Consider the following 21,397-nt stretch of genomic DNA (forward strand, 5'->3'; position numbering starts at 1 on the left):
CTATAAGGACTGGAGCTTGTTTATAAAAATCTGGTTTTGTCCCTATGACAATTGCCAAGACCTTATTAAAATTTGAATTTCTTGACAGCAAGGTATCCACATTGTTATTATAAACCTCAATAGGAAGGAATCGTGAATCTGTTGTAATATCCTTAAAACGATTATTTAATCCGTATCTTAAATCTAAACATTTGCTGGTATTGGTATTCTCTTCCATACATTCAAATTCACTCTACCTGGACTATTATTTGTATTTGCCTTGATAGCACAAACTAACTAAAATAACTTATTAAATGACGCAAAACATGTAAACCTAAAAGGATTTAGACATATTTTTTTCCTTAAAACAACCTTGCAACTGCTTTGTTTCCTAATTCTTTGTACCTTAGTCGTGTCATTTCGTAATTTTCTAGATTCTTCTAAACAGGTTATAGAGCGACACTTTTATCATCATCTCCTTTACCATGTTATTGAACTTGATGGCCGATACATACTCACCAAATTCCTCTTTATTGTCGAAAAGGCTGTTTCAGCAATCCATCTATGACCGTACCTTCTTTTCTTTTTCCATTTTAGTAGGTCCCCTTTTGTTTGAAGTATCACTTCCTTATTTCTTAACCTGTTTTTTATAGGTGGAATAACTGAATTCTTTCTTACGGTTATTCCCGATCTAATCCTTTTTTCTGAAGATACTGAAAGTATGCATTGAAATCATAGGCTCCATCAGTTAAAGATGATTTGATCTTTATTACCACTTTCTTCTTGTTTGATTCACTGTAACTGGCTGTTGTTGTTGAAGAATCATCCAGAACTTGGTCAACCAGCTTCGTTAGCATTTTACTATCATGAACCTTCTCATATGTTACTTCTAAGGCAAGGATTTCTTTTGTTTTTATGTTTACTGCTATGTGAATTTTCGGATATCCTTTCTTCCTGCTTTGTACATTCTATCTTTTATCCAACCACTGGTCTCTGGTTATCTTGATTCCATTACTATCCATTGATATTATGATGCATTCATCATCATCATCCTTTTTGGCTCTCTTTCCTATGTCAATATTTAACTTGTTAATTCTTTTGCAGATATGACTGTAACTTGGTTTTGAAGGCAGACTTTTTCCAGTGGCTCTAAGACACCTTCTGTTTTTCTATATGATAACTGATAAGCGGAACGTATGTAACCAACGGCCATGATAAAAAAATCCGGAAAGAGAAATGGCTTACCCTCTTTGTTTTCGTTCATCCGTTCTAACTAAAAATCCCAAGTGTCAAGAAAATCATATGAAAAGAGTATATCACCACGCCTGACTAATGAGCGATTATGGGAAGGTCAATGAACTCAAAGAAAGATAAATTGGTTCAATCCCTGCCAAATAGTTGGAGTTAGACGATAAATTACAAATAATATATTGTTTTACTAAAATTATATTTTGACCTTCATTTTTTAATACCAATGGGGCCAAATCTATAATTTATCTAGATAATGGTAAAAATGTTTAATTTTCAAAAAAGATAAATTGGAAATTATGCCCAACACACATTACACTATTCATTGTATTAACTAGATTTATTTTGAAAAATCCTGTGGATACATTATTTCAGGAGGAATAAGATAATAATTTGTCAAAGTGTATAATGAATATCCTATTATTAGGAGACAACAAGCCGTAAATAAGTATTTATTCCTTGTCCATTCATATAGTAACATTAACCCTATCGCAGATGGGATTTGAAATGGAATGTTGTAAAGAATTCTTGTCTTAAACTCTATTCCACCTAAAAATACTGTTAAGACTGAAAGAGTAAGCAAAATTACTATTAGGTAAAGATATACATAATTATACTGTCTATTCAAAAAGTACAGAAATACAATACACAAAATGGGAATCATAACATTTGAGAAAGTTCCACCATGGGATACTAGAACTACAAAATTAAATAAATTAATAAAGGACTGGGAAAATGCCTGAAAATCATTATTATATAAATTCATAAAATTATGAAGTCCTGTCAAATTTCCTAAAATCAGCCAAGGTAATAGAAAACCAATCGAAGAACCGGCTAACGTTATAAGGACCAAAATTTTAGTGCTAAAATTGAATTTAACACTTTGATATTTTGGAATTAGGACGATATAAAAACCAAAACAGATTACAAAAAAAAACCAAGTGTATATATGAGTAAAGCACAATGCGGTCAAGCCTATCCCCAGCATTATAGCATTGAAGGGTTTGTTGAATTTACAATATTTTATAAAGTATATCATGGAGGTATAAGCGATGATAATCGCCATCCAATTGGAATAATAACCCGAATAAATTCCCATAGAAACCTGCACAGAAAAAGGGGTAAGAATAGACGATAATAATGAAACTCTGGAGTTTCCAGACATTTCAAATGTGAGTTTGTAAGTAACTATTGCGAGTAACGGTGACAAAATTGATGGCATGTATTCTATCAATGCTTCGATATTGATAGAAGTTATCCATTGGATACCGAGAATAAGTATTAGTGATAAAAATCTGTCTCCATTACTTTGATGGAATGCAATTGACAGAATTTCATTGATGCTTCCTCCTTTTTCAATTTCCTTCAGCCATCTTATATAATATCCGGAGTCATAGCCTACAAACCGGGTTTCAGGACTAACAGTGGGCAAATGAGGAATCAGTGTTATTAATATTGATATGACGACAATAATTGCAATGGCAATAGTCAACGTTTGCCTGTTAATGCCGTCTGATAGGTGTAAAGTACATTTCTCATCCTTTAATTGAGAAATTAAACCATGCCTGATAATTTTTCGTGATAACTGGAATCCTGCCAAGAAAAATAGAATAATAAATAAATATGGAGTTAATTGCGAGACCATGGAGAACCAAATGGCAGTAAAATTTACTGGACGATCTTGAATGGATAGAATTCCAGAAATAGAAATAATGGAATAGCCAATTGAAATAGTTCCTATCACAATCAAACTTAAGTATAAGAAATTAAGAGAACCAACAAACGTAGATTTAAATAATGATTTATCATAAAAAAACCACAACAGCATCAGTAATGGTGTTAATACTATATTCAGCTCATGAATGGGTATTAAAGCTAATCGTAGAATTATTATAATTGCAATATAAATTATTTGAACAATGATCATTAAATTACGTCTTTTAAGAAACAATACTAAAAGCCAAGCAAACAATAGCATTTCTATTACCCCGTCAAATGCGGTCCCCTGTATGTGATCTTCAATTTTATAAAGTCTATCATACATCACTCTATTTTCAAGGATTACATAATTTGGTGTGAAGACAAATAGGAAACTTAAAAAATAACATGTTTGGATAGCGAAAAGAATGAGAGCTAATAAGTTACTTTGAGTAATTTGCTTATTCAGCATTGGGGATATCCTTTTTTTCATTTGGTTATACGGAATTAATAAGATAAACCAGCTGCGAAGTATATCAAGTTATAACTAATACCAAACAAGTCAACTGGTTTTAATCGATAATAATTTATTTCTTCTTATTGATCCAAATTTGTATTCGCATATTATTTTTGAAATAATCTAAAAAAAGAAGAGGTATGACTATCGTAAATTCATTTGAATGGAATTGAAATTAAATTTCTCCTTTTGTATTTGAAGTTTTTCAATTTGTACAGATAGCCAAATCCTAAAAAGATCGGCACCCATACACCAAATTTGCTTTGAAACATTTACTTTGGAATAATCTTTATGTTCCCATCGAACCGCGACCTCTTTAACTTTAAGTCCATGTATTTTTGAGTGAACCAGTAAATCAGTATCAAATGCGAATTTATTACTTTTAATTTTCGGTATCACTTCATTGATAAGAGCTGAATTCTTTCTCATCATTTTAAGTCCACATTGATAATCTTTGATAGAAGACATAAACAGAGTTTGACATAAAAAAGAATAACATTCTGAAAACAATCTTCTAAAAAAAGGTCGATCAACTTTATCGAGATTTTCTCGGATTAAACGGGAGCCAATTACAATGTCATTTGAGCCCAGATAAGGTGACATTCTTTCTATTTCGGAAATGTCTGAAGCCAAATCTACGTCAATATACATTATGATATCCTTAGTAGCTATAGCCATAGCATTAACTATAGAACGTCCCTTTCCTAATTTTTGTTTAGAGGAATTTACTATTACTTTACTGTTTAATGTCGAATATTCTCGGGCTATGTCAACTGTATGGTCAGTACTGCCATCCTCAGCAATGATTATTTCATAGTCTATTTTACAATGGTTCATGTAATCTAGAATTCTGTCGAGACATGGTCTGATTCTCTTTTCCTCATTATGTACCGGAATTATAATAGTTAAATTATCCATTCGATTTAATCATAATTATTTTAACTAGAAAATAAGCATTTCGGATATTAGGTAATGTTTTACATTAATTGTGTGATTAGCCCATATTCCATCATAAAGGAACGTTCTTATAGTTAAAATGAAATATAATCGATTAATATCTTTACTAATTATTTTAATATTTGTTTAATATTGGAATTCAATTTTAGATCTTGATTCATTTTTGAATATAATGGTCGTCTTATACATTTGAAAATTAATTTGAACTTCAATGTAATTCTTAAACATATTTATCTTACAAAATTGAAGGAAAGGTACAAACTTCGGTTAGTTTGTGATTAGTTCCAATTATTTAGTAAGAACCACATTTCATTTGGATTGCATATGATTAGTTGTGGAATTTCAGATAATTGGAAACTTATTACATAGATTTCAGGGACCTGACATAACCAATGGAGTGTAACTAAACTTAAATACCTGTATCTTTTTTATTATAGATAATAATGAAATCTAAAGGACTTAATATTTTTATAATAGCTGCACTGTCCATATCTCTCCTAGCAAGTAGTGCCCCAGTTTATGCGGCCACGAACTCGGTTTCACAAATTATATCACAGATACAGAATAGTTTGCAAAGATCAAGTTGTGCCTCTGGCGGTGATACTGCCTTCTCATGTAACAATTTGCTTAGCCAAAGACAAACAAATTTCGGGGGTAACATTGGTGCCCAAGGCAGTGATAATAAGTGGGGTGGAAGTAAAGCGACTCAAATTCTCAGTCAACAACAATCCTCTAATCAAAGATCAAGTTGTGCCTCTGGCGGTGATACTGCCTTCTCATGTAACAATTTGCTTAGCCAAAGACAAACAAATTTCGGGGGTAACATTGGTGCCCAAGGAGGCGATGATAGGTGGAGCGGATACAGAGATGGTTATTGGAGTGGCGGATTCATAGGTCAATCTCAATCCTCAAACCAGCAGTCAAATTGTAATTCAGGAGGTTCTACTGTAGGTTCTTGCAATAACTTCAACGATCAGTCACAAGTCAACTATGGTAGTAATTTGTTTAGTCAAAGATAAGAAAAACCATCATTTTAATTTTTTTTTAATTTTTAATTTTTAATTTATCTCTATTGCTGCTTTGACTGGCAGAGACACATTGTTGGAAAAGGTCTTAATATTAAAGTGATCAGCTTTCACATTGCAATCAGATTGACACTCAATTAAGCTATATTTGTCTGATACAAACGCAAACGATGAAAGATCATTCTCATAGTTAACTGCTCTGCTGGAAAACTAATTTTTAAAGAATATGAGAATCGTCTCGCACTAAATTGGTTTGGATATGACAATTTAGCAAACTTCAGTATTTATTGCAATTTCTATCGAACTCTTTGTTATGAATATATTCTAGTTCAAAGATAGTTTTTTTTCTGCTAAAAGGATGATCCAAGAGAAGTATTCAACAATTATATAACAAAGAAGTTCTTGAAAATTTGTCTATTTTTTTACAAAATTGGGCACTATCAAAAATAATCTTGGGTCGTTTAAAGTGGTATCAACTTTTTCATCCAGTTGTAATTGTAGAATCTAATGTCGTCACATTCTTCTGTTTAGAAGAATTCTTTCCTCCAATCACTCAAATATTTTAATTGCGAATTGTCCAAAATAATCATTTTTTTATTTAATGTTCGGAAAGCATGGCCATACTCGATAGAAATTTAATATTAATTTCTAAAAATGGTTCAATCGAAACTACCTCAAGCTATCATCATTTAATTCATTTTTCATACTAGTACAACAAATATAAGTCAAATTAAAATAGATGGTAAATCGCGAATGATTTTAATTCTATCTAATTCGTTGCTCGCCATCTAAGTATCCAATTTCGCATCAATTCTTCTGGAAAGAATACTGTCAGCCTGTTAATAGGATATCAGCAAATCCACAGAATCTGCATGATTAAATTGATTTGTTTTTATTCTGATCTTCAGATTTCAATCTGTTCGAATTTATTTGATGTCATTCATGGCCTATTGACTCAAATGGTATTGATGTAGTATATCACTACTTTGTCGTCTAACTCCAACTATTTGGCTGGGGTTGAACCAATTTACCTTTCTTTGTGTTCATTGACCTTCCTATAATCGCTCATTAGTCAGGCGTGGTGATATACTCTTTTCATATGATTTTCTTGACACTTGGGATTTTTAGTTAGAACGGATGAACGAAAACAAAGAGGGTACGCATAACATATTTCCCAATTGATTTATCATGGCCATTGGTTACATACGCTAAGGCTTGCATTTACCATACAGGCAGAAGGAAGGTATTATCAGTGCCGCTAGAAAAAGGTTACCTAACAACATATCTATTTACGGTTACATTCACAAAAGAATCTGTTTTTGCTGACTCAGCCTATGCCTAAATGCCTACTTTAGGTATTTCCAAGAGAAAATGATCACTCCGGCAATCAAAGCAGGAAAGAATTCTGTTCGTTTCATCTAAAATAGCGAGTTAAGAAACAAAGAAGGGATGCTATAACAGCAATGAAAGGATTTACTCAATTGGAAAGCAAAAAGAAAGTACGCTTATAAATCGATTGCGCATGGGACATTCTCAACCATAAAGAGGAAGTTTGACGAATATGTATTTGGTATGAGATTTCAAAATATGATAAAAGAGATAATGATATAAGCGTTTTTGTATTATCTGTTCACTAGTTTATAAGGTAACAAGCATGTGTTAGATTAAAGGATAAGGAATTAGGATACAAAAAAGTAACTCATCACAATTTCTTTGAACATTATTCTGATTTTATTCATTCACATTTAAGTCTATCTAGTATACAGAAGGCTCTGTAAAGTTAATCTCTAATGTTATTGTTATGATGCCAAGCGAATACCGTAATCCATTGTTTGATATGTTCTAGTTTGCAGTTTTGTTTTCTACAGGGAAAGTAATCATCAAAGCTTTCGGTTCGGTCCTTGACGTATTGAATTGTTCTTTCTATCAGGCTTTTTTCCAGAGAAGAATGAATATGGTGTTTGAGTTTAAGGAATTCACAACCTTGTGGATACCATGTACCACCATCAGTGGATACCGGATGTTTCCCATAGTCTTTAATCAAGCCTGACAAGAATCTCTCTGTTATCAGCATGTTTCTTTCTCTGGATACGGTTACTGCGAGAATTTGCCTAGTTTCAGGCTCTATTGCAATCCATAGCCACACATATTCTGATCCTACCTTTATCAGAGTTTCATCGACAATGAATTCTGCAATCTTTTTGCTTTTTGATAATAATCGCTGTGGTTTGTACTTTTCTATCCAATCCCTTATTGCTGTGGTATGGCTTCTGCTGACGAATCTGGACAATGCTTTGGAAGTTTTTCTTAAGGACAAACCGTCAAAATATAGATTAACAGCAAATACGATATCTTCCATAGAAGTTCTATGTCTTATTTGGTAAATCATGAATAGTAAGTGCAAATCAAAGCTATGGATTTTTCGTTAACTTTACAGAGCCATACAGAAGTATTTGACTTTAATATCACATTTCTTCTACCAAGATTCAGTTTGAAACTCATTATTATCGTAAAGATTGCTTAAAACATTCTGAATTTAGGCCTTGTCCTCATTTACCTTCCACTATCTGCCATATGCTTTTCACCAATGTTGACGTTGCTAAGAATGGTTATTGCACCAGACTCAAGACTATTCTACATTCTTCACATGAAGGTATTTCAGCATTTTGTGATAATGTCTTTGTATAAATTTTACCACATCGTTGGAGGGTTTTCTATTATTCTTATTCTAACAATTCTCCTCGCAAAAGCCATCTTATCCTTTCATTTATTTAAGCGAAACTAATAGTCACACTTAATTTCTAGCCCATTACTTTGTGTTGATTCTAAATACATTTTTAGCTATGAGAATCAATTTAATGATCAGTGATTTAAGATAATTTGTGAATTAAAATTTTTTGATTGAACGGAGGCTACTCGATCTGATAAATCAATGTCGTTTAATATTATTAAACAAATAACAAAACTACTTTACCATCTGCAAAATTAAAATGTATGTTATTCATTTATCAAAAAAACGATTATTTTATAAGTTAAAATGTTGCCGTAAAAGATAGTTCCGATTTAATCCTTTCTTGAATAGCCATCAGAATATTTCTGCATTTATCAAATTGGTGTCATTAACTTCTTTGGCAACAACAATATGGATGAGTAGTTAATGAGAAGTTGAATCATGTTACAACTTATATATGGAAAAAGGAATATAGCTGATTTTGAACTTGATTTGAAGAAATGAGTAGTTATATTTTTGCTAAACGCAAACAGAAATTTGATATACTATCTAGTTACAATCGGAGAAATGGTTTAAAACAGCGACGTAATTACTTGGCAATTTGACAAAAAAATCCATATTGTAAATGCCTTAACAATTACATGGGGGGGGCAAATAATTTAATAAACCATGTTTCATCCTAGGGTTATCGGATGCTAAACTGGACCAATTCAGCTCTCTGAGCTGGAGTGTTTTCACCAGATGCTGATTGACTTTCCTCCTCTCCATAATTTATATCTACTTTGAACTCTGTTCCTATTGGCACATCATCAGATTTGAATGCAAAAGCCTTTGAGGTGGTTTCTTTTGCAGGGAAGTAGGTACTATATTCAGATTTTGTGAAATTACCACGATCCTGATCAACACTTACGATTATGTCGCCATATTTATCATTAAAAGAATTATTTGTTACTTCTACAATGATTTTGAAAATACCGTTGGTGGAATTTGAAGATGCAGGATAATCATCGGCATCATAGCAATCATTGAATCCATCGTAGTAACCACTCATAAATGAATCAGAGTGATATCCTACACCCTTACCGGGTTTACTGATATATCGATTATCGGGTTCGGTTATCTTAGCGTCATCGCAACCTTTATCATAACCATACTGACTTTGACCGTTGACTTCTACCAAGCTAGATGAAAATAAAAATAAGGATATAAAAAGTACAGATAATGTTATAAAATACACAAAACAATGTTGCCAGTTACAAACTTTCAAAACAGCATTACGAAAAGGTTTATGGTTTTCATTATCTCGTATCATCATTTCCTAAATCATATAAACTACTATTAATATATTAGTATCTTTTCACTGTGTAACAAAAGGAAGAGATAAACAAGGCTCCATTCTGCCTACCTCATCAGAGTAATATCAGGTGTAGGTGACATACGGATTGCAAGATCCTTATAGTTGAACCTAACTATTGTTATTTCTTTGATCACAGGATATATTAACTTCATGTAAATCATTTAGTTAATACTATATACGCAAGATCTTGATGGGTTCTTTGGTGATTGCAGAAATGTAATTAAATGTCGATAAAATATGGCTTTAATTATATATGTCTTAAAGTGATCGTGTTATGGAATTAGTATAACATTCTATCCTCCATAACTATGAGTCTAAAGGGTTAGAGAGACAACTTCTACAGCTGAAATATTAACTAAGGTTGATAATTAAACACATCTATAATACCTGATGATTCTCCACCCGGAGATGTGCATAAATAGAAAGGATCGTCAAAACAGGATAAATGCAAGGACTGAATAGTCATAAAGATGTAGGATACAGCAGATTTCGACACTTCAATCAAAAAAAAATAACATCAAAGCACAATAAGTAAAAACTGCAATGGATTATCCAGTGCTAGAGATTTAATAGCAGTCGGTTGAAAGTAAATTGAATTGAATATCACAAAATACCAAACCGTTTGTAGGATGCTTAAAAGAGTATTTCAACAGCCTTTGATGTCAAACAGAAAAAAGGGATATTTACAAAAGAACTTCTATTAAAAGTACAACGGCATAGTTCTAACAATATATGAGTTGGGATGATGTTGAACTTTTCTTATGCTACCAATTTAGCAAGTCGATCTGATGGTAATTCCAAATGATAACGGAATATTCAGAAATAAATAAGACCGAAGATCAGATGACTGAATTAGGGATGAGATAATGATCAAATATAAAAACGAGATCCATTTTAGTTTAATTGACCGGCATTTGAATGTTCATTCTAAAATAGACATTTCATAATCTATTAAAGATTTATTACAACAAAGCTGCCTCCTTTCTTTTTCCATTCGGTCAGCTATCTAATCTATTATGATGCGTCGTCTTTCCTTAACCAATTCTTATATGCTAAATGTTTTTCAGATTTTCTATGATTTTGCTGACCCGGTTCAATATGTTGCTGCTAGCTTGTGAAGCTTGATATAATAAAGTTTGAAACGCACTTTAACCATAAACAATAAAAAAACAGGATAGGAAATTAGATTATGAGTATAATATAAAATAAAAATAAATAATGCCGCCAAAAAGGGCGAATAGCAATTTTATCTAGCATCCCATAGCACAGCATGCTTGGGTGATTATTTTCAAGATATGAAATAAATGCTGAACCCCATGGGATCAGTTTATTTCTCTTGAGTAGTAATTTTTTTATAAAAATAACTTTGGTTGGTTGTTTAAAACTGCTCACATCATATCGGACGCAGTTAGTTCATGATTTGTAATCTCTAATGATGAATAAATTCTTGTTTCATATCGGTGTCGTAGTTGTATACTTTTTTTATAAAAGTAATGCTTTCCTCACCCTTGTTTTTGGCAAAGATGCCATCTAGGCACTCTAGAAAAGAATCTTGGCATATTAACTATTATTAAATACAATATGATGGTTCCGACTGAGATGAATATTCCTAAATCCAACCATTTCTGAGGCTCATATTTTATCGTAATGTCATAATTACCTTTGGATATTGGAAAAGCATTCACAGATCCAAACATTCTGACACTGTCTAAAGATTGGTTTCCTATAATGGCCTTCCAACCTTTGTCGTATGTTTCTGGAAAGATCAATAACGACGGGGATGTAGCATTGACTCTAACTTTAAGGGTAGTTGGATCCTCTCTGTGGTAAAGCACTGAACTGGCATTACTGACCATACCGTCTAAATTATAAAGTGCCATTGATATGTTGTCTTTGCCAAATAAAGTTTGAGCTGGGACAACAAATTTTATCTGTGTAATATTGTCTGGGACTTTGATTACCCTCCAATAGTCAGCAGAATAATTCTTATATTCTAATGGTTCATTTTCTTTAAGATAAGTTAGCCTATTGTAAAAGTCGGTACCGCCAGTGATACCTTCTTGCCAAGCATTTTCTGATATATTGTACCCTAGAACTTGAAGAAATGGGTTACGCGTAATATTGGATAATGGGCCGGCTTCAAAAAGGTACTTTTTCCCATTTGATATAAGAATTGGATTGCTCTCAGCAAACTGGTCATTCACTTTAAACCACCCGACCAGTGGCGTGGGCGCTGTAGCTTGTAACTGATCCCCTTGTCTTTTTAATGAAGTGTTAGTCAAAATATTATGAAGTGATGATTTGACTGTATCGTTTATGATTGTTAATTTTACTATTGCATCAGCATTTTCTAGTTTGGAGTCAGTATCATTCAATGTTGCCACTGCAAGACCGGGAGAGGAAATCGGATAAATTTGTGGTATTGTATCCACTAAAGCAAGAGAGTTAACTAGATAAGGTTGGCTTTTATGACTATTTAGAATCTTAAATAAGTACCAACCGTTTTTTGCGTATATTGTTGTTATCTCCTTCGACCTTAGTAGCATGTGAAGATTTTCCTGATCGATTTTTTCATTTCTATCATCATGGAAGACTATATATTGGGCTCCAAGTGAGGAAACCAGATCATAATATTCGGAAGAGGAAAAGAGATTGTTCTTATAAGGATAATCATAAAATACATTCAATAGATAATTGTAGTTATTTGAAAATCGAAAAGTTGGAACTTGTGAAGTTTTCGCTTCATAAGGAGCTATATAATGACCCTGACTCCATTCGGTAGGGATTTCCCGATATAGAGGATAGTATAAAATCCGTAAATCTTTTTCATCTTGTCCTTTCAAAAGCTCGTTAATTTCATAATATTCATCTGGTAATTTTATAGGTTTGAATGTGAATACATTTGCATCATAAATTCCATAGGCTGAACTCCCAAGAAAAATGGGAATTACGATGAATAGAAATATTAAACTATTGTTACGCTTATTCAGAAATCTTTGGTTTAGTAACGCCAAAGAAATCATAAACAATGGTATGATAAAAAATAATTGGTACATCTGAAATTTTAATGGAGATCGAAATATCCAACCTATTGATGAGCCGGCGATAAAATCGTAATAAGCGTCTCCAATTGGGCCATTATCCCCCATGGCCAACAAGGCATAGGCAACGAATCCAATGCTGAAAAAAATCAGTAAATAGCGAGTTCGCTTTGCTAATTTCCTATAGAAATTGGCAGATAACCCGATCAATACTAGGGCAGCCAAACAAATATAATGAATCAAATTGTTTGGAAAGTCGACAGGAGAAGTATTAGTATATAAAAATTTATCTCTCTCCAAAAGAGTAATTTTCAATGGATTGTTATGAGATATATCTTGAAATATAGGCCGTGCCAACATGGATTCTCTACCCAGGTCGATGGAAGAAATTGGATTGCTAATATATGGAAGAATGAACCAAGAAAATATCAAAAGGAAGGTGATTGCGGTTATTCCACCTTTAAAAATTAACCTCTTTAGACTAAGTTTATTTATATAAATGGCAAAAAGGAAAGCCCCGCCAATTAAAACATTCATGATTAGGTTAAAAGGATGAGCTACTGATAGAAGTAGAGCTAATGTTGCATAGAGAGGAAAATATTTAGAATTTATTTTTGTCAAGATGAAATAAAGCAATAATGAAAGTGCTCCTAAACTAATAATCAGGGATATCGACTGAGAGAAAAGCAGGCTTATTGGATTATAAGCAAAAATAAAGGCTGAGGCAAGGGGGATCAATTTATATCCTCCTGCAGAGAGATCTAACCGCTTAAGTAAGTTACTACCAAACAGGTACATTGCTGCCGTCAGGAAGGTAAATGTAGCAATTATTAAAATTTTTAGGATTAATGTGACCTCTATACCCAATGCAGCTAGGGTAATAAATGGGAGATAAATCAAAGTTCTTGGAAGATTTTCTATGTTCGACTGACTAGAAATGTGGTTCCAAATTGGATAATAAGCTGCTACAAAATTTTCACTAGTATAAGGAAAGTTGAAATCCCTTTGGATGATTACTCCTTCATTTACAAACAGAATATTACTCCAAATCAAAATATTAAGAACAATAATAACGGTAGGAACGAATATTACCGAATTGAGAAACTTGTTCATCCCGTATTCATCCAATAATGTCCATATGAAAAAACTTTATAAAACTTTTTCAAATACCATATTGTAAGTGAATTGAGTAAGTTGTCGAACATTTATACCAAGATCTTGCATAGCAATATATTCATATCGATATTAATATTATTCACATTAATATTATCTGCCTCATTAGTCAATACGACATATGCCGTGAAATTTAATTTATTCACTAACGAGACTACGTATGGAACAGAAAATGGTCAGGTTAAATTTCCACATGGTATAGCAATTGATTCCTCAGGTAAAGTGTATATAGCGGATACTGCCAATAATCGAATTCAGGTATTCTCAGAAAATGGCACTTTTATCAATAAATGGGGTAAAACTGGGAAGGCCGATGGTAACTTTAACACACCATCAGGTATAGCAATTGATTCCTCAGGTAAAGTGTATATAGCGGATACTGCCAATAATCGAATTCAGGTATTCTCAGAAAATGGCACTTTTATCAATAAATGGGGTAAAACTGGGAAGGCCGATGGTAACTTTAACACACCATCAGGTATAGCAATTGATTCCTCAGGTAAAGTGTATATAGCGGATACTGCCAATAATCGAATTCAGGTATTCTCAGAAAATGGCACTTTTATCAATAAATGGGGTAAAACTGGGAAGGCCGATGGTAACTTTAACACACCATCAGGTATAGCAATTGATTCCTCAGGTAAAGTGTATATAGCGGATACTGCCAATAATCGAATTCAGGTATTCTCAGAAAATGGCACTTTTATCAATAAATGGGGTAAATTTGAGTTAAACGACAATAAATTAAACTTTCCTTATGGCTTGGCTATGGATAAGCATGGCGGAATGTATGTAACTGATGAAATAAATAATATGATATCATATACACCGCTGATTAGCTTTTCGAATAAAGACGGGCGAATTTTTGCATCTAATTCCAGTCTTGTTTTAGAGCGAGTTATCGATGGTCTAGATACTCCTACGGCCGTGGCATTTTTGAAACCAGATGATTTTTTGGTTTTACAGAAGACGAAACCTTTGATAGTGAGAGTTGTAAACGGTCAGATTCTAGATCAGCCTGTTTTAAACTTGACTAATTCAACTGTGATAAAAGGATGTATGTGTGATATTGCTATTTCAAAACAGGAAAATGGATCGGCATATGTTTTCTTGTATTACTACATGGGTGAAGATAAGAATGGAGGTAATTTGACTGGAGATTTAGTGAACAGGTTATATAGATTCGAACTTGTAAATGAAAAATTAGTTAATCCTACCGTTTTACTAGAAATGAATTCATCCCAAAATGCACTTCATAACGGAGGGAAAATGGTGATTGGCCCGGATGATAATTTGTATCTTACAATCGGTGACATTGACGGTCGTACCACCTTAGCACAAAATATAAAAGATGGCCCGTTGCCTGACGGATCTAGTGGTATAATTCGAATTACACAAGATGGTCAGCCAGTGACCGATCCTATCACAAAAGACTTCTTGTTAGGATCTAGTTATCCTCTCAATCTATACTATGGTTATGGTATTCGCAATAGTTTTGGAATTGACTACGATGCGAATACTTCAGAATTCTGGATCACTGATAATGGACCAACGTATGGGGATGAAATTGATTTTGTAAAGCCCGCATTCAATGGGGGTTGGAAAAAAATTTCTGGAATGAGCAGTCTAAGTCCGAATTTTGATAAGAATAATTTAACCGATTTTGTAGGAATCGGCAAATATTATGATCCCGCATTTGTATGGCAAACACCAGTAGGAGTAACAGGTTTGGCTTTTGTGAATTCAGACATACTAGGTATAGAATATAAGAACGATCTGTTTGTTGGTGATATAAATAATGGATATCTGTATCATTTTGATCTCGATCATAACAGAACTGGCTTAAAATTAGATGGCCTTCTATCCGATAAGGTAGCCGAGAATCAAAATGAAGTGATCAAAGCCGCCATTGCTCAAATATATGGAAAAGTAATTTCATTGGAGCTCGGTTCTGATGGACTATATATTACAACAGCTAATGGGAAAATACTGAAATTGACTGATGATCAAGAATCATCGACTCCGATAGGATAACATGAAGTGATACTTCATTTTAAACCTCTGTTTACGATCAATGAAGAGGTTTTCTTTTTTTTAACATTTTTAATTGATAAATATATGCAAATTCTAGAAATTATATCTGCTTATAATAATACGAATATTCAATTTTACATCAAAAATGAATATATTTTCAAAAACTTTACTTTCATAGCCCAGTGTATTTATGATCAGAAAAGAGCTATACAAATGATGAACCATGCTACGATTATTGTAGCTTATTATGTGTTATCCAACAATATTTTTTCAAATTGCTCCGTCGTTGAATCCCAATTAAATCGCTTGGAGTACTGCAAAGCAGTCTCAGTTAATCTTCTTAACTTTGATTCATCCTTTAGAAGGGAAATAGATATATTTGCCATTTCATCGGGCGTATTTTGGCTAAGCAATATACCATTAATACCATTTTGTACGGAATCAACTAGACCTGGAACAGAATACGCAACTACTGGGACCCCCATTGCGTTTGATTCCACCACCACTAATGCCCATCCTTCCCTAACAGCAGGAATTAATGCTAAATGAGACCTGCTTAGGATATTGAATTTCTCTTTGTTACTAATATGACCATGAAATGTGACATTTTCTATATTCATCTTTTTTAATTTGCGTAATAAATAACCATCCCCGATTACATTCATATGACTATTCGGGATCTGTTCTCTTATTTTCTTAAAAGCCAGAATTGCATGATCTGGTAATTTGTGTTTTTTTAATCTTCCGAGAAATGTTATTGTAAACGTATCTTCTTTTCTCGCCGCCTCTTGAAGTGGGATAACACTCAACCCCTCAGTTATTACGGATACTTTTCTAAACCCCAATTCAACTAGTGATTTACGCGTGGATTCGGAAACCGTCACAGTGCTTATGTTATTGTAATGTGATAACCATTTTTTTTCCAAAAAATATCTTCCAATTATTCCAACAGGAAATGGAAGCTCATAGGTAAACTGCTCTGGAGAGATTTGATGAATCAATGCAATAATTGGCATTTCTTTAACGTATTTGGGTGTCAAGAATGGTTTTACGTTAATTTCATCGATAAGGATGTCGAAGTGATCTTTATTGTGCTTGTAATAGTTTTTAGCTTTACCATAAACACTATATTTTCCTCCATCTCTAACAATATCCACATCATCTATATTTTCATGGCTCTCTGATCCTTGAAACCTAGATGTAAAAAGGGTTACCTTATGTCCTTTTTTTGCAAGTCTTTTTGCAATTTCATGGGTAAGAACTTCCGCTCCTCCAGCCTCATGGTTCTTAATGTCCCTCCAATTTAGCCACAGTATTCGCATAGATTAAAACTTTATAATTAATATTTATTGTTATGCTTAATATCCCTGCTCATCTTATATTTTCTTACCATTACTTTGTATTGAATTCTACAATATTGAGCTAAGATTCTGTGAACCATGTGAATATTCTCAAGTTAACATACACGGTTAAAATTTCTAGATAATGTGCTTCTTATGTCTATATGGATATTGAATAAAAAATCCAATCATTTCTTTTAGTTTGGAACTTTAAATAGAATATAAATTTGTTCCTTGAATTTTATTCACAATCTCAACAAGATCTATTTTGGTATCTATTATTGTGATGGTTTAAAACAAAGATTGCTCTTTTATTGAGTGGGTGTATACAGTTGATGCCGTATCCGATCTTTCAAAGGTTATACTCTTTTCAATTAAATGGCTCTCTCGAGTAACCAAATATAAAAAAAATGAGCCTTTGCTAAATTATTGCTGTATTTTCCATTACACAGTTTTTGATACCATTGGCAAAAGTCAAATTACTGGTTATTATATTAAGATTATCGCTTTGATTTAAAATCTCTTCTTTCACAATCTACCTGGTAAAAAAAGAGTTCAACGAAACATTATATAAAAAGCCGATGCCTTTGTATTTCTGTTTTAAAACCATTTTCGTCATAATGCAATATTCGTTGTTTTCCAATTTTACCCTGATTTGGTGATACTGATTTTTTATTCATTCTTTTTTTTGTGACCTCAATGTATAGTAATATTTTGTCTCTAGTAAGACATCTACATGATTTGACAAGATCATATTTGAGAATCATGGTTGTCTTTTATCATTCAACTTTTTCCACTGCTTTTATGTGTAGAATATATATTTACGATACTAATTCGTTTCTACTCTATTCACTAACGAATTCTCGAAAATGAGATTTACAAATCCTCTTGTTGTTTAAAGTGTGTTTGCAGGAAAAAAGATTCACTGATCTATTAAATTAATTGTCCAATATTTCTTGTATCAAATCCCTTATACTGCTGAGATAGTTGTTCAGATTTTATCTATCCATTGCAAAATAAGATTTAAATCTTAATTGTCTTTTGGATTGCCTCATAGAACTATTATCAGTGGTCTCTCCGATTCAATGTAAAAACTAGCAATAGGGTTTTAATTTCACTAGATTTACTTTTCAAATTGTTGTGTTTTTTTATCCTCAAACTTTGTTTTGACAAATCCTGTCAAATGTGCGCTGCTTATCTGAGTTGGTTCCAATATCGATATGTCCAACAGATCCTTCTTGTCTGACAAGTATTGGTATATTTTTTTTTCATAAGGAATACATAAGATGGGTTTTTTTGCTAAACTCGAAAATATTATTGAATGATAACGCATGCCAATAAAAATATCAATCAGATTGTCTATTGCGATAAACCATGAGAGCGGGTTCCCATGACTAATTCGAACAATATTTTCATTAGTCGAAACTCTATGCAAAATTTGGTCTATCATCCATTCATCGTTTTCTGTTTTTGAGCCAGTTTTAGCAAAGGGAAAAAATACAAAAAGTATGGATCCATTCATGTCCTTATTCAAAGTATTCAAGGTATTGGAAAATTCGTCGACTATCTTAGAGGTCGATTCCTTGCTGTGAACCTCCTTTAAGGATATTCCAACAATAAATTTTCCTTGGAGTTTATGCTGTATGATGCTTTCGTACTCAGCAATCTTTGGAATATCTTCGATAGAATCTTTGTCGAAACTGGTTATATAAGGCAAGGACAGATCTTCCACTACTTTTGTCTTCTTTTGAGAAGCTTTCCATAAGATAGAAAACGATTCTTCATCTCTAACAGAACTTGAGTTTGATACCAGTACTGCGGTATTAACTAATAATTTATCTATTGGCGAAGAGGTTGAATAGATACCAAAAGAAACAAAATCTACCCGTTTTAGCATTAATCTTGCAAGTATAGCTATTAATGGGACAACATGTGCATACCTTCCTGTATATTTACTCCAAATTCCACCGCCACCTATTAAAACTCTGCTGCATTTTAGAAAAGAAACTAAAAGTTGATACAGATGATTAATTGGAATAGGGATGATCTTATTTTTTATCTCTTTGTGATAAATGTCAACAAAAAATGGATTTCTCGTGGCTATTAAGAAGTGCGGTGTATTAGAATCTAAATCTGAGGAATATCGTCTAATTACTTCTTTTAAGATAATTTCATCACCAATATTAAAATTGCCGTAATTTCCTATTACAAAAATCTTTTTTGTTCCACGAGGATCTATTGCCAAATTTACAAGTCCGCTAATTTCTTCAATAGATGTATTTTTCAGCTTGATTAAAACAAATGCTGAGAGAATCACAGAAATAATCATAAGAATGATTGGATTTAAATCGATAACATTCCTCAATAAGTAAACAGACCCCGAGCCTACTAAAATAGCGACGCCTGAAACTAAAATATACTTGACGTTACTATGATCGGACTGCCTCAGAGCAATCAGGGAAGAAATTGTGAAAGCGGAAAGCATAGAAATTGCTGCTCCCATTATACCATATGTGGGCACAAGGAGGATAAATAAACATATAAAAACTAAAACTTGACAGGAACCTATAATTAGTAACTCCTTTGATCTTCCTTGGGTATTATACATGGATATGCTTAACATTACCACAGATGAGGGAAGTATAGACAATGAGAGCATAATTAGAACGCCCGAGCCTGATACATACGCTGGACCCAAAAGAGACAATAAATATTCAGGACTTGCAATTAACGCAGCGATAATTGGGGCTGTTAATGTAAGGGCTAATCTAATACTTCCTGCAGAAAGATCTTTAATTGACGTAGATGACGATGGTATCATCATATAAGCCATACTCGGAACAAAGCCACCAACGACGATAGTGATCATTAAAACCATATAGAATATTCCAACCTCGGCTGCATCTACTCCATATGAAGCAAGCATAACTACGCTTAAACTTATGATTAAAGTTCTTGAAAATTTTGCAGGAGTGTTTAGCAATCCTGTTTTTAAGATCTCAGTGAACTGTTCTCTATTTCCAATCTTAAAACCCAAATTCCTTCTTATAGGTGCTATGGCTATTGATGTCATAATGATAAATTGGATGAGAAATGCAAGTATAATACCTATAGTGCCTAACCCAATGAACGTTAAGAAAAAACCTACTACAAATCTTACAATCGCTCCTATGAGATCAATTATTAGTACTTGCTTAGTCTTGAAAATACCCAGTAAAACAAATCTGGTAATAAAACTTGTGGAGTAAAAAAATAACATCGTGACGGATAACCATGTGAACTCTTCTAAATCCTCGCTGTACCATCCTCCTATAGCTAATACAAGCAATGGCGTAAAACATATTATTAATGCAATCTCTAAAAGAAGAGCAGTTGAAAACATGTGATCCTTGTTGGCTAAAACGTTTTTCAACAGAGGATATTCTAAACCTAACTGAGTAAATGTACCGATTAACATTATGAGACTATAAATGGATGTCGCGTTACCGATATCGGAAGCGGTTGTAATCTTAGAAATTAACAACCAAAAAATTCCGTTACTTAGTGCTACTAGTATTTGATCGAGGAAAAGAGTTAAGCTGGAACCTATGTACCTTCCAACTGACGAAGTTGGTGAAAAAGACATTAAGAATCAGGATAATGATCAAATATGTTGTCATTACACTTAAAAACAGTTTTAAAAAACCACCTAAAATCCAATGAATCAGTGGTTTGATCAGAATTTGCTAAACTCAATGAAACAAACATTTACAATAATTCACGTAAAATCTTATTTATAAACCTTCTATACCCTCTATCTTGAGACAATTGGTTGTATGGATATCACGCCTAACTAAAATAAACAACAAATAAATCATTTCTGTTTCATAAAAATTTTCAATCTCTTAAATGGGGCTAAAATTAACTATCAAATTTCTATAAATCATTAATTATGTAATGATTCAATATTTAATTTAGGGATGTTATATTTAAGATATGGATTGTTTTGATATTTATTGCCAATAGATTATTGGATGGCTCAATAATATCGATTTTAATTAAATGTTCCCTTACAGTTATGATCTTTTACACAAAAATTCGATAACAGAAAATTTGAAGTTAAGGACAGTACAATTACTTTTTAACTAATAATTAGGAATTCAAATTCATATCTATTTCGCCATTATTAATTTGCTGTTAAAATTCACCTATTATAGCCTTTATTTGGTTTCTCTTGATGAAACAGATTACTACCTTGGAGTCGGATTCTAAATTAAAACAAGTAATTACATAGAATAATGAGACTTCATTTTTACAA

General features: G+C 32.8%; 10 protein-coding genes and 2 pseudogenes. 3 read left to right on the top strand and 9 right to left on the bottom strand.

All coding sequences use genetic code 11. The features are described 5' to 3' along the window. The 4 genes and pseudogenes from F1Z66_RS13600 to F1Z66_RS13615 all read right to left on the bottom strand — a co-directional run. Positions 1-217, bottom strand: a 217-nt coding sequence (locus F1Z66_RS13600) for a hypothetical protein (RefSeq protein WP_149864176.1), incomplete at its 3' end; no start/stop codon positions are given. Positions 218-409: 192 nt separating this feature from the next. Further along, a pseudogene (locus F1Z66_RS13605) lies at positions 410-1,294 on the bottom strand (IS5 family transposase). Positions 1,295-1,567: 273 nt separating this feature from the next. Next, the gene (locus F1Z66_RS13610) at positions 1,568-3,397 is read right to left on the bottom strand and encodes a hypothetical protein (RefSeq protein ID WP_149864177.1); all 1,830 of its coding nucleotides are present in this window, start codon (positions 3,395-3,397) and stop codon (positions 1,568-1,570) included. Positions 3,398-3,586: 189 nt separating this feature from the next. Beyond that, entirely contained in the window at positions 3,587-4,360 is a 774-nt protein-coding gene (locus F1Z66_RS13615) for a dolichyl-phosphate beta-glucosyltransferase (protein ID WP_149864178.1), read from the bottom strand. Between the two features lie 482 nt (positions 4,361-4,842). On the opposite strand from F1Z66_RS13615, the gene F1Z66_RS13620 reads away from it, so the two are divergent. Then, positions 4,843-5,418 carry a hypothetical protein gene (locus tag F1Z66_RS13620; protein WP_149864179.1) on the top strand — a complete coding sequence of 192 codons (576 nt, stop codon included), beginning with the start codon at positions 4,843-4,845 and terminating at the stop codon, positions 5,416-5,418. 1,092 nt (positions 5,419-6,510) lie between these two features. Beyond that, positions 6,511-6,738 (top strand): annotated as a pseudogene (locus tag F1Z66_RS16480) (transposase); the annotation flags it as partial. 466 nt (positions 6,739-7,204) lie between these two features. Here F1Z66_RS16480 and F1Z66_RS13630 read toward each other — a convergent pair. From F1Z66_RS13630 to F1Z66_RS13640, 3 genes are all read right to left on the bottom strand, one after another. Then, positions 7,205-7,783, bottom strand: a complete 579-nt coding sequence (locus F1Z66_RS13630) for a DDE-type integrase/transposase/recombinase (RefSeq protein ID WP_195907451.1) — start codon at positions 7,781-7,783, stop codon at positions 7,205-7,207. A gap of 1,057 nt (positions 7,784-8,840) precedes the next feature. Continuing rightward, a complete protein-coding gene (locus tag F1Z66_RS13635) occupies positions 8,841-9,335 on the bottom strand; it encodes a hypothetical protein (protein WP_149864180.1) in 495 nt (164 codons plus the stop codon). A gap of 1,679 nt (positions 9,336-11,014) precedes the next feature. Beyond that, on the bottom strand, positions 11,015-13,666 hold the full coding sequence (locus F1Z66_RS13640) for a YfhO family protein (protein ID WP_149864181.1): 2,652 nt from the start codon (positions 13,664-13,666) through the stop codon (positions 11,015-11,017). Positions 13,667-13,852: 186 nt separating this feature from the next. On the opposite strand from F1Z66_RS13640, the gene F1Z66_RS13645 reads away from it, so the two are divergent. Then, the gene (locus F1Z66_RS13645) at positions 13,853-15,760 is read left to right on the top strand and encodes a PQQ-dependent sugar dehydrogenase (RefSeq protein WP_149864182.1); all 1,908 of its coding nucleotides are present in this window, start codon (positions 13,853-13,855) and stop codon (positions 15,758-15,760) included. A gap of 245 nt (positions 15,761-16,005) precedes the next feature. On the opposite strand, the gene F1Z66_RS13650 is transcribed toward F1Z66_RS13645, so the two are convergent. Next, positions 16,006-17,082, bottom strand: coding sequence for a glycosyltransferase family 4 protein (locus F1Z66_RS13650; protein WP_149864183.1), 1,077 nt, complete (start codon positions 17,080-17,082; stop codon positions 16,006-16,008). Between the two features lie 1,141 nt (positions 17,083-18,223). Further along, complete coding sequence (locus tag F1Z66_RS13655) at positions 18,224-20,725, bottom strand: polysaccharide pyruvyl transferase family protein (RefSeq protein WP_149864184.1); 2,502 nt, start codon at positions 20,723-20,725, stop codon at positions 18,224-18,226. Positions 20,726-21,397 lie beyond the last annotated feature (672 nt).

The organism is Candidatus Nitrosocosmicus agrestis (assembly GCF_008389435.1).
Classification (GTDB): domain Archaea; phylum Thermoproteota; class Nitrososphaeria; order Nitrososphaerales; family Nitrososphaeraceae; genus Nitrosocosmicus; species Nitrosocosmicus agrestis.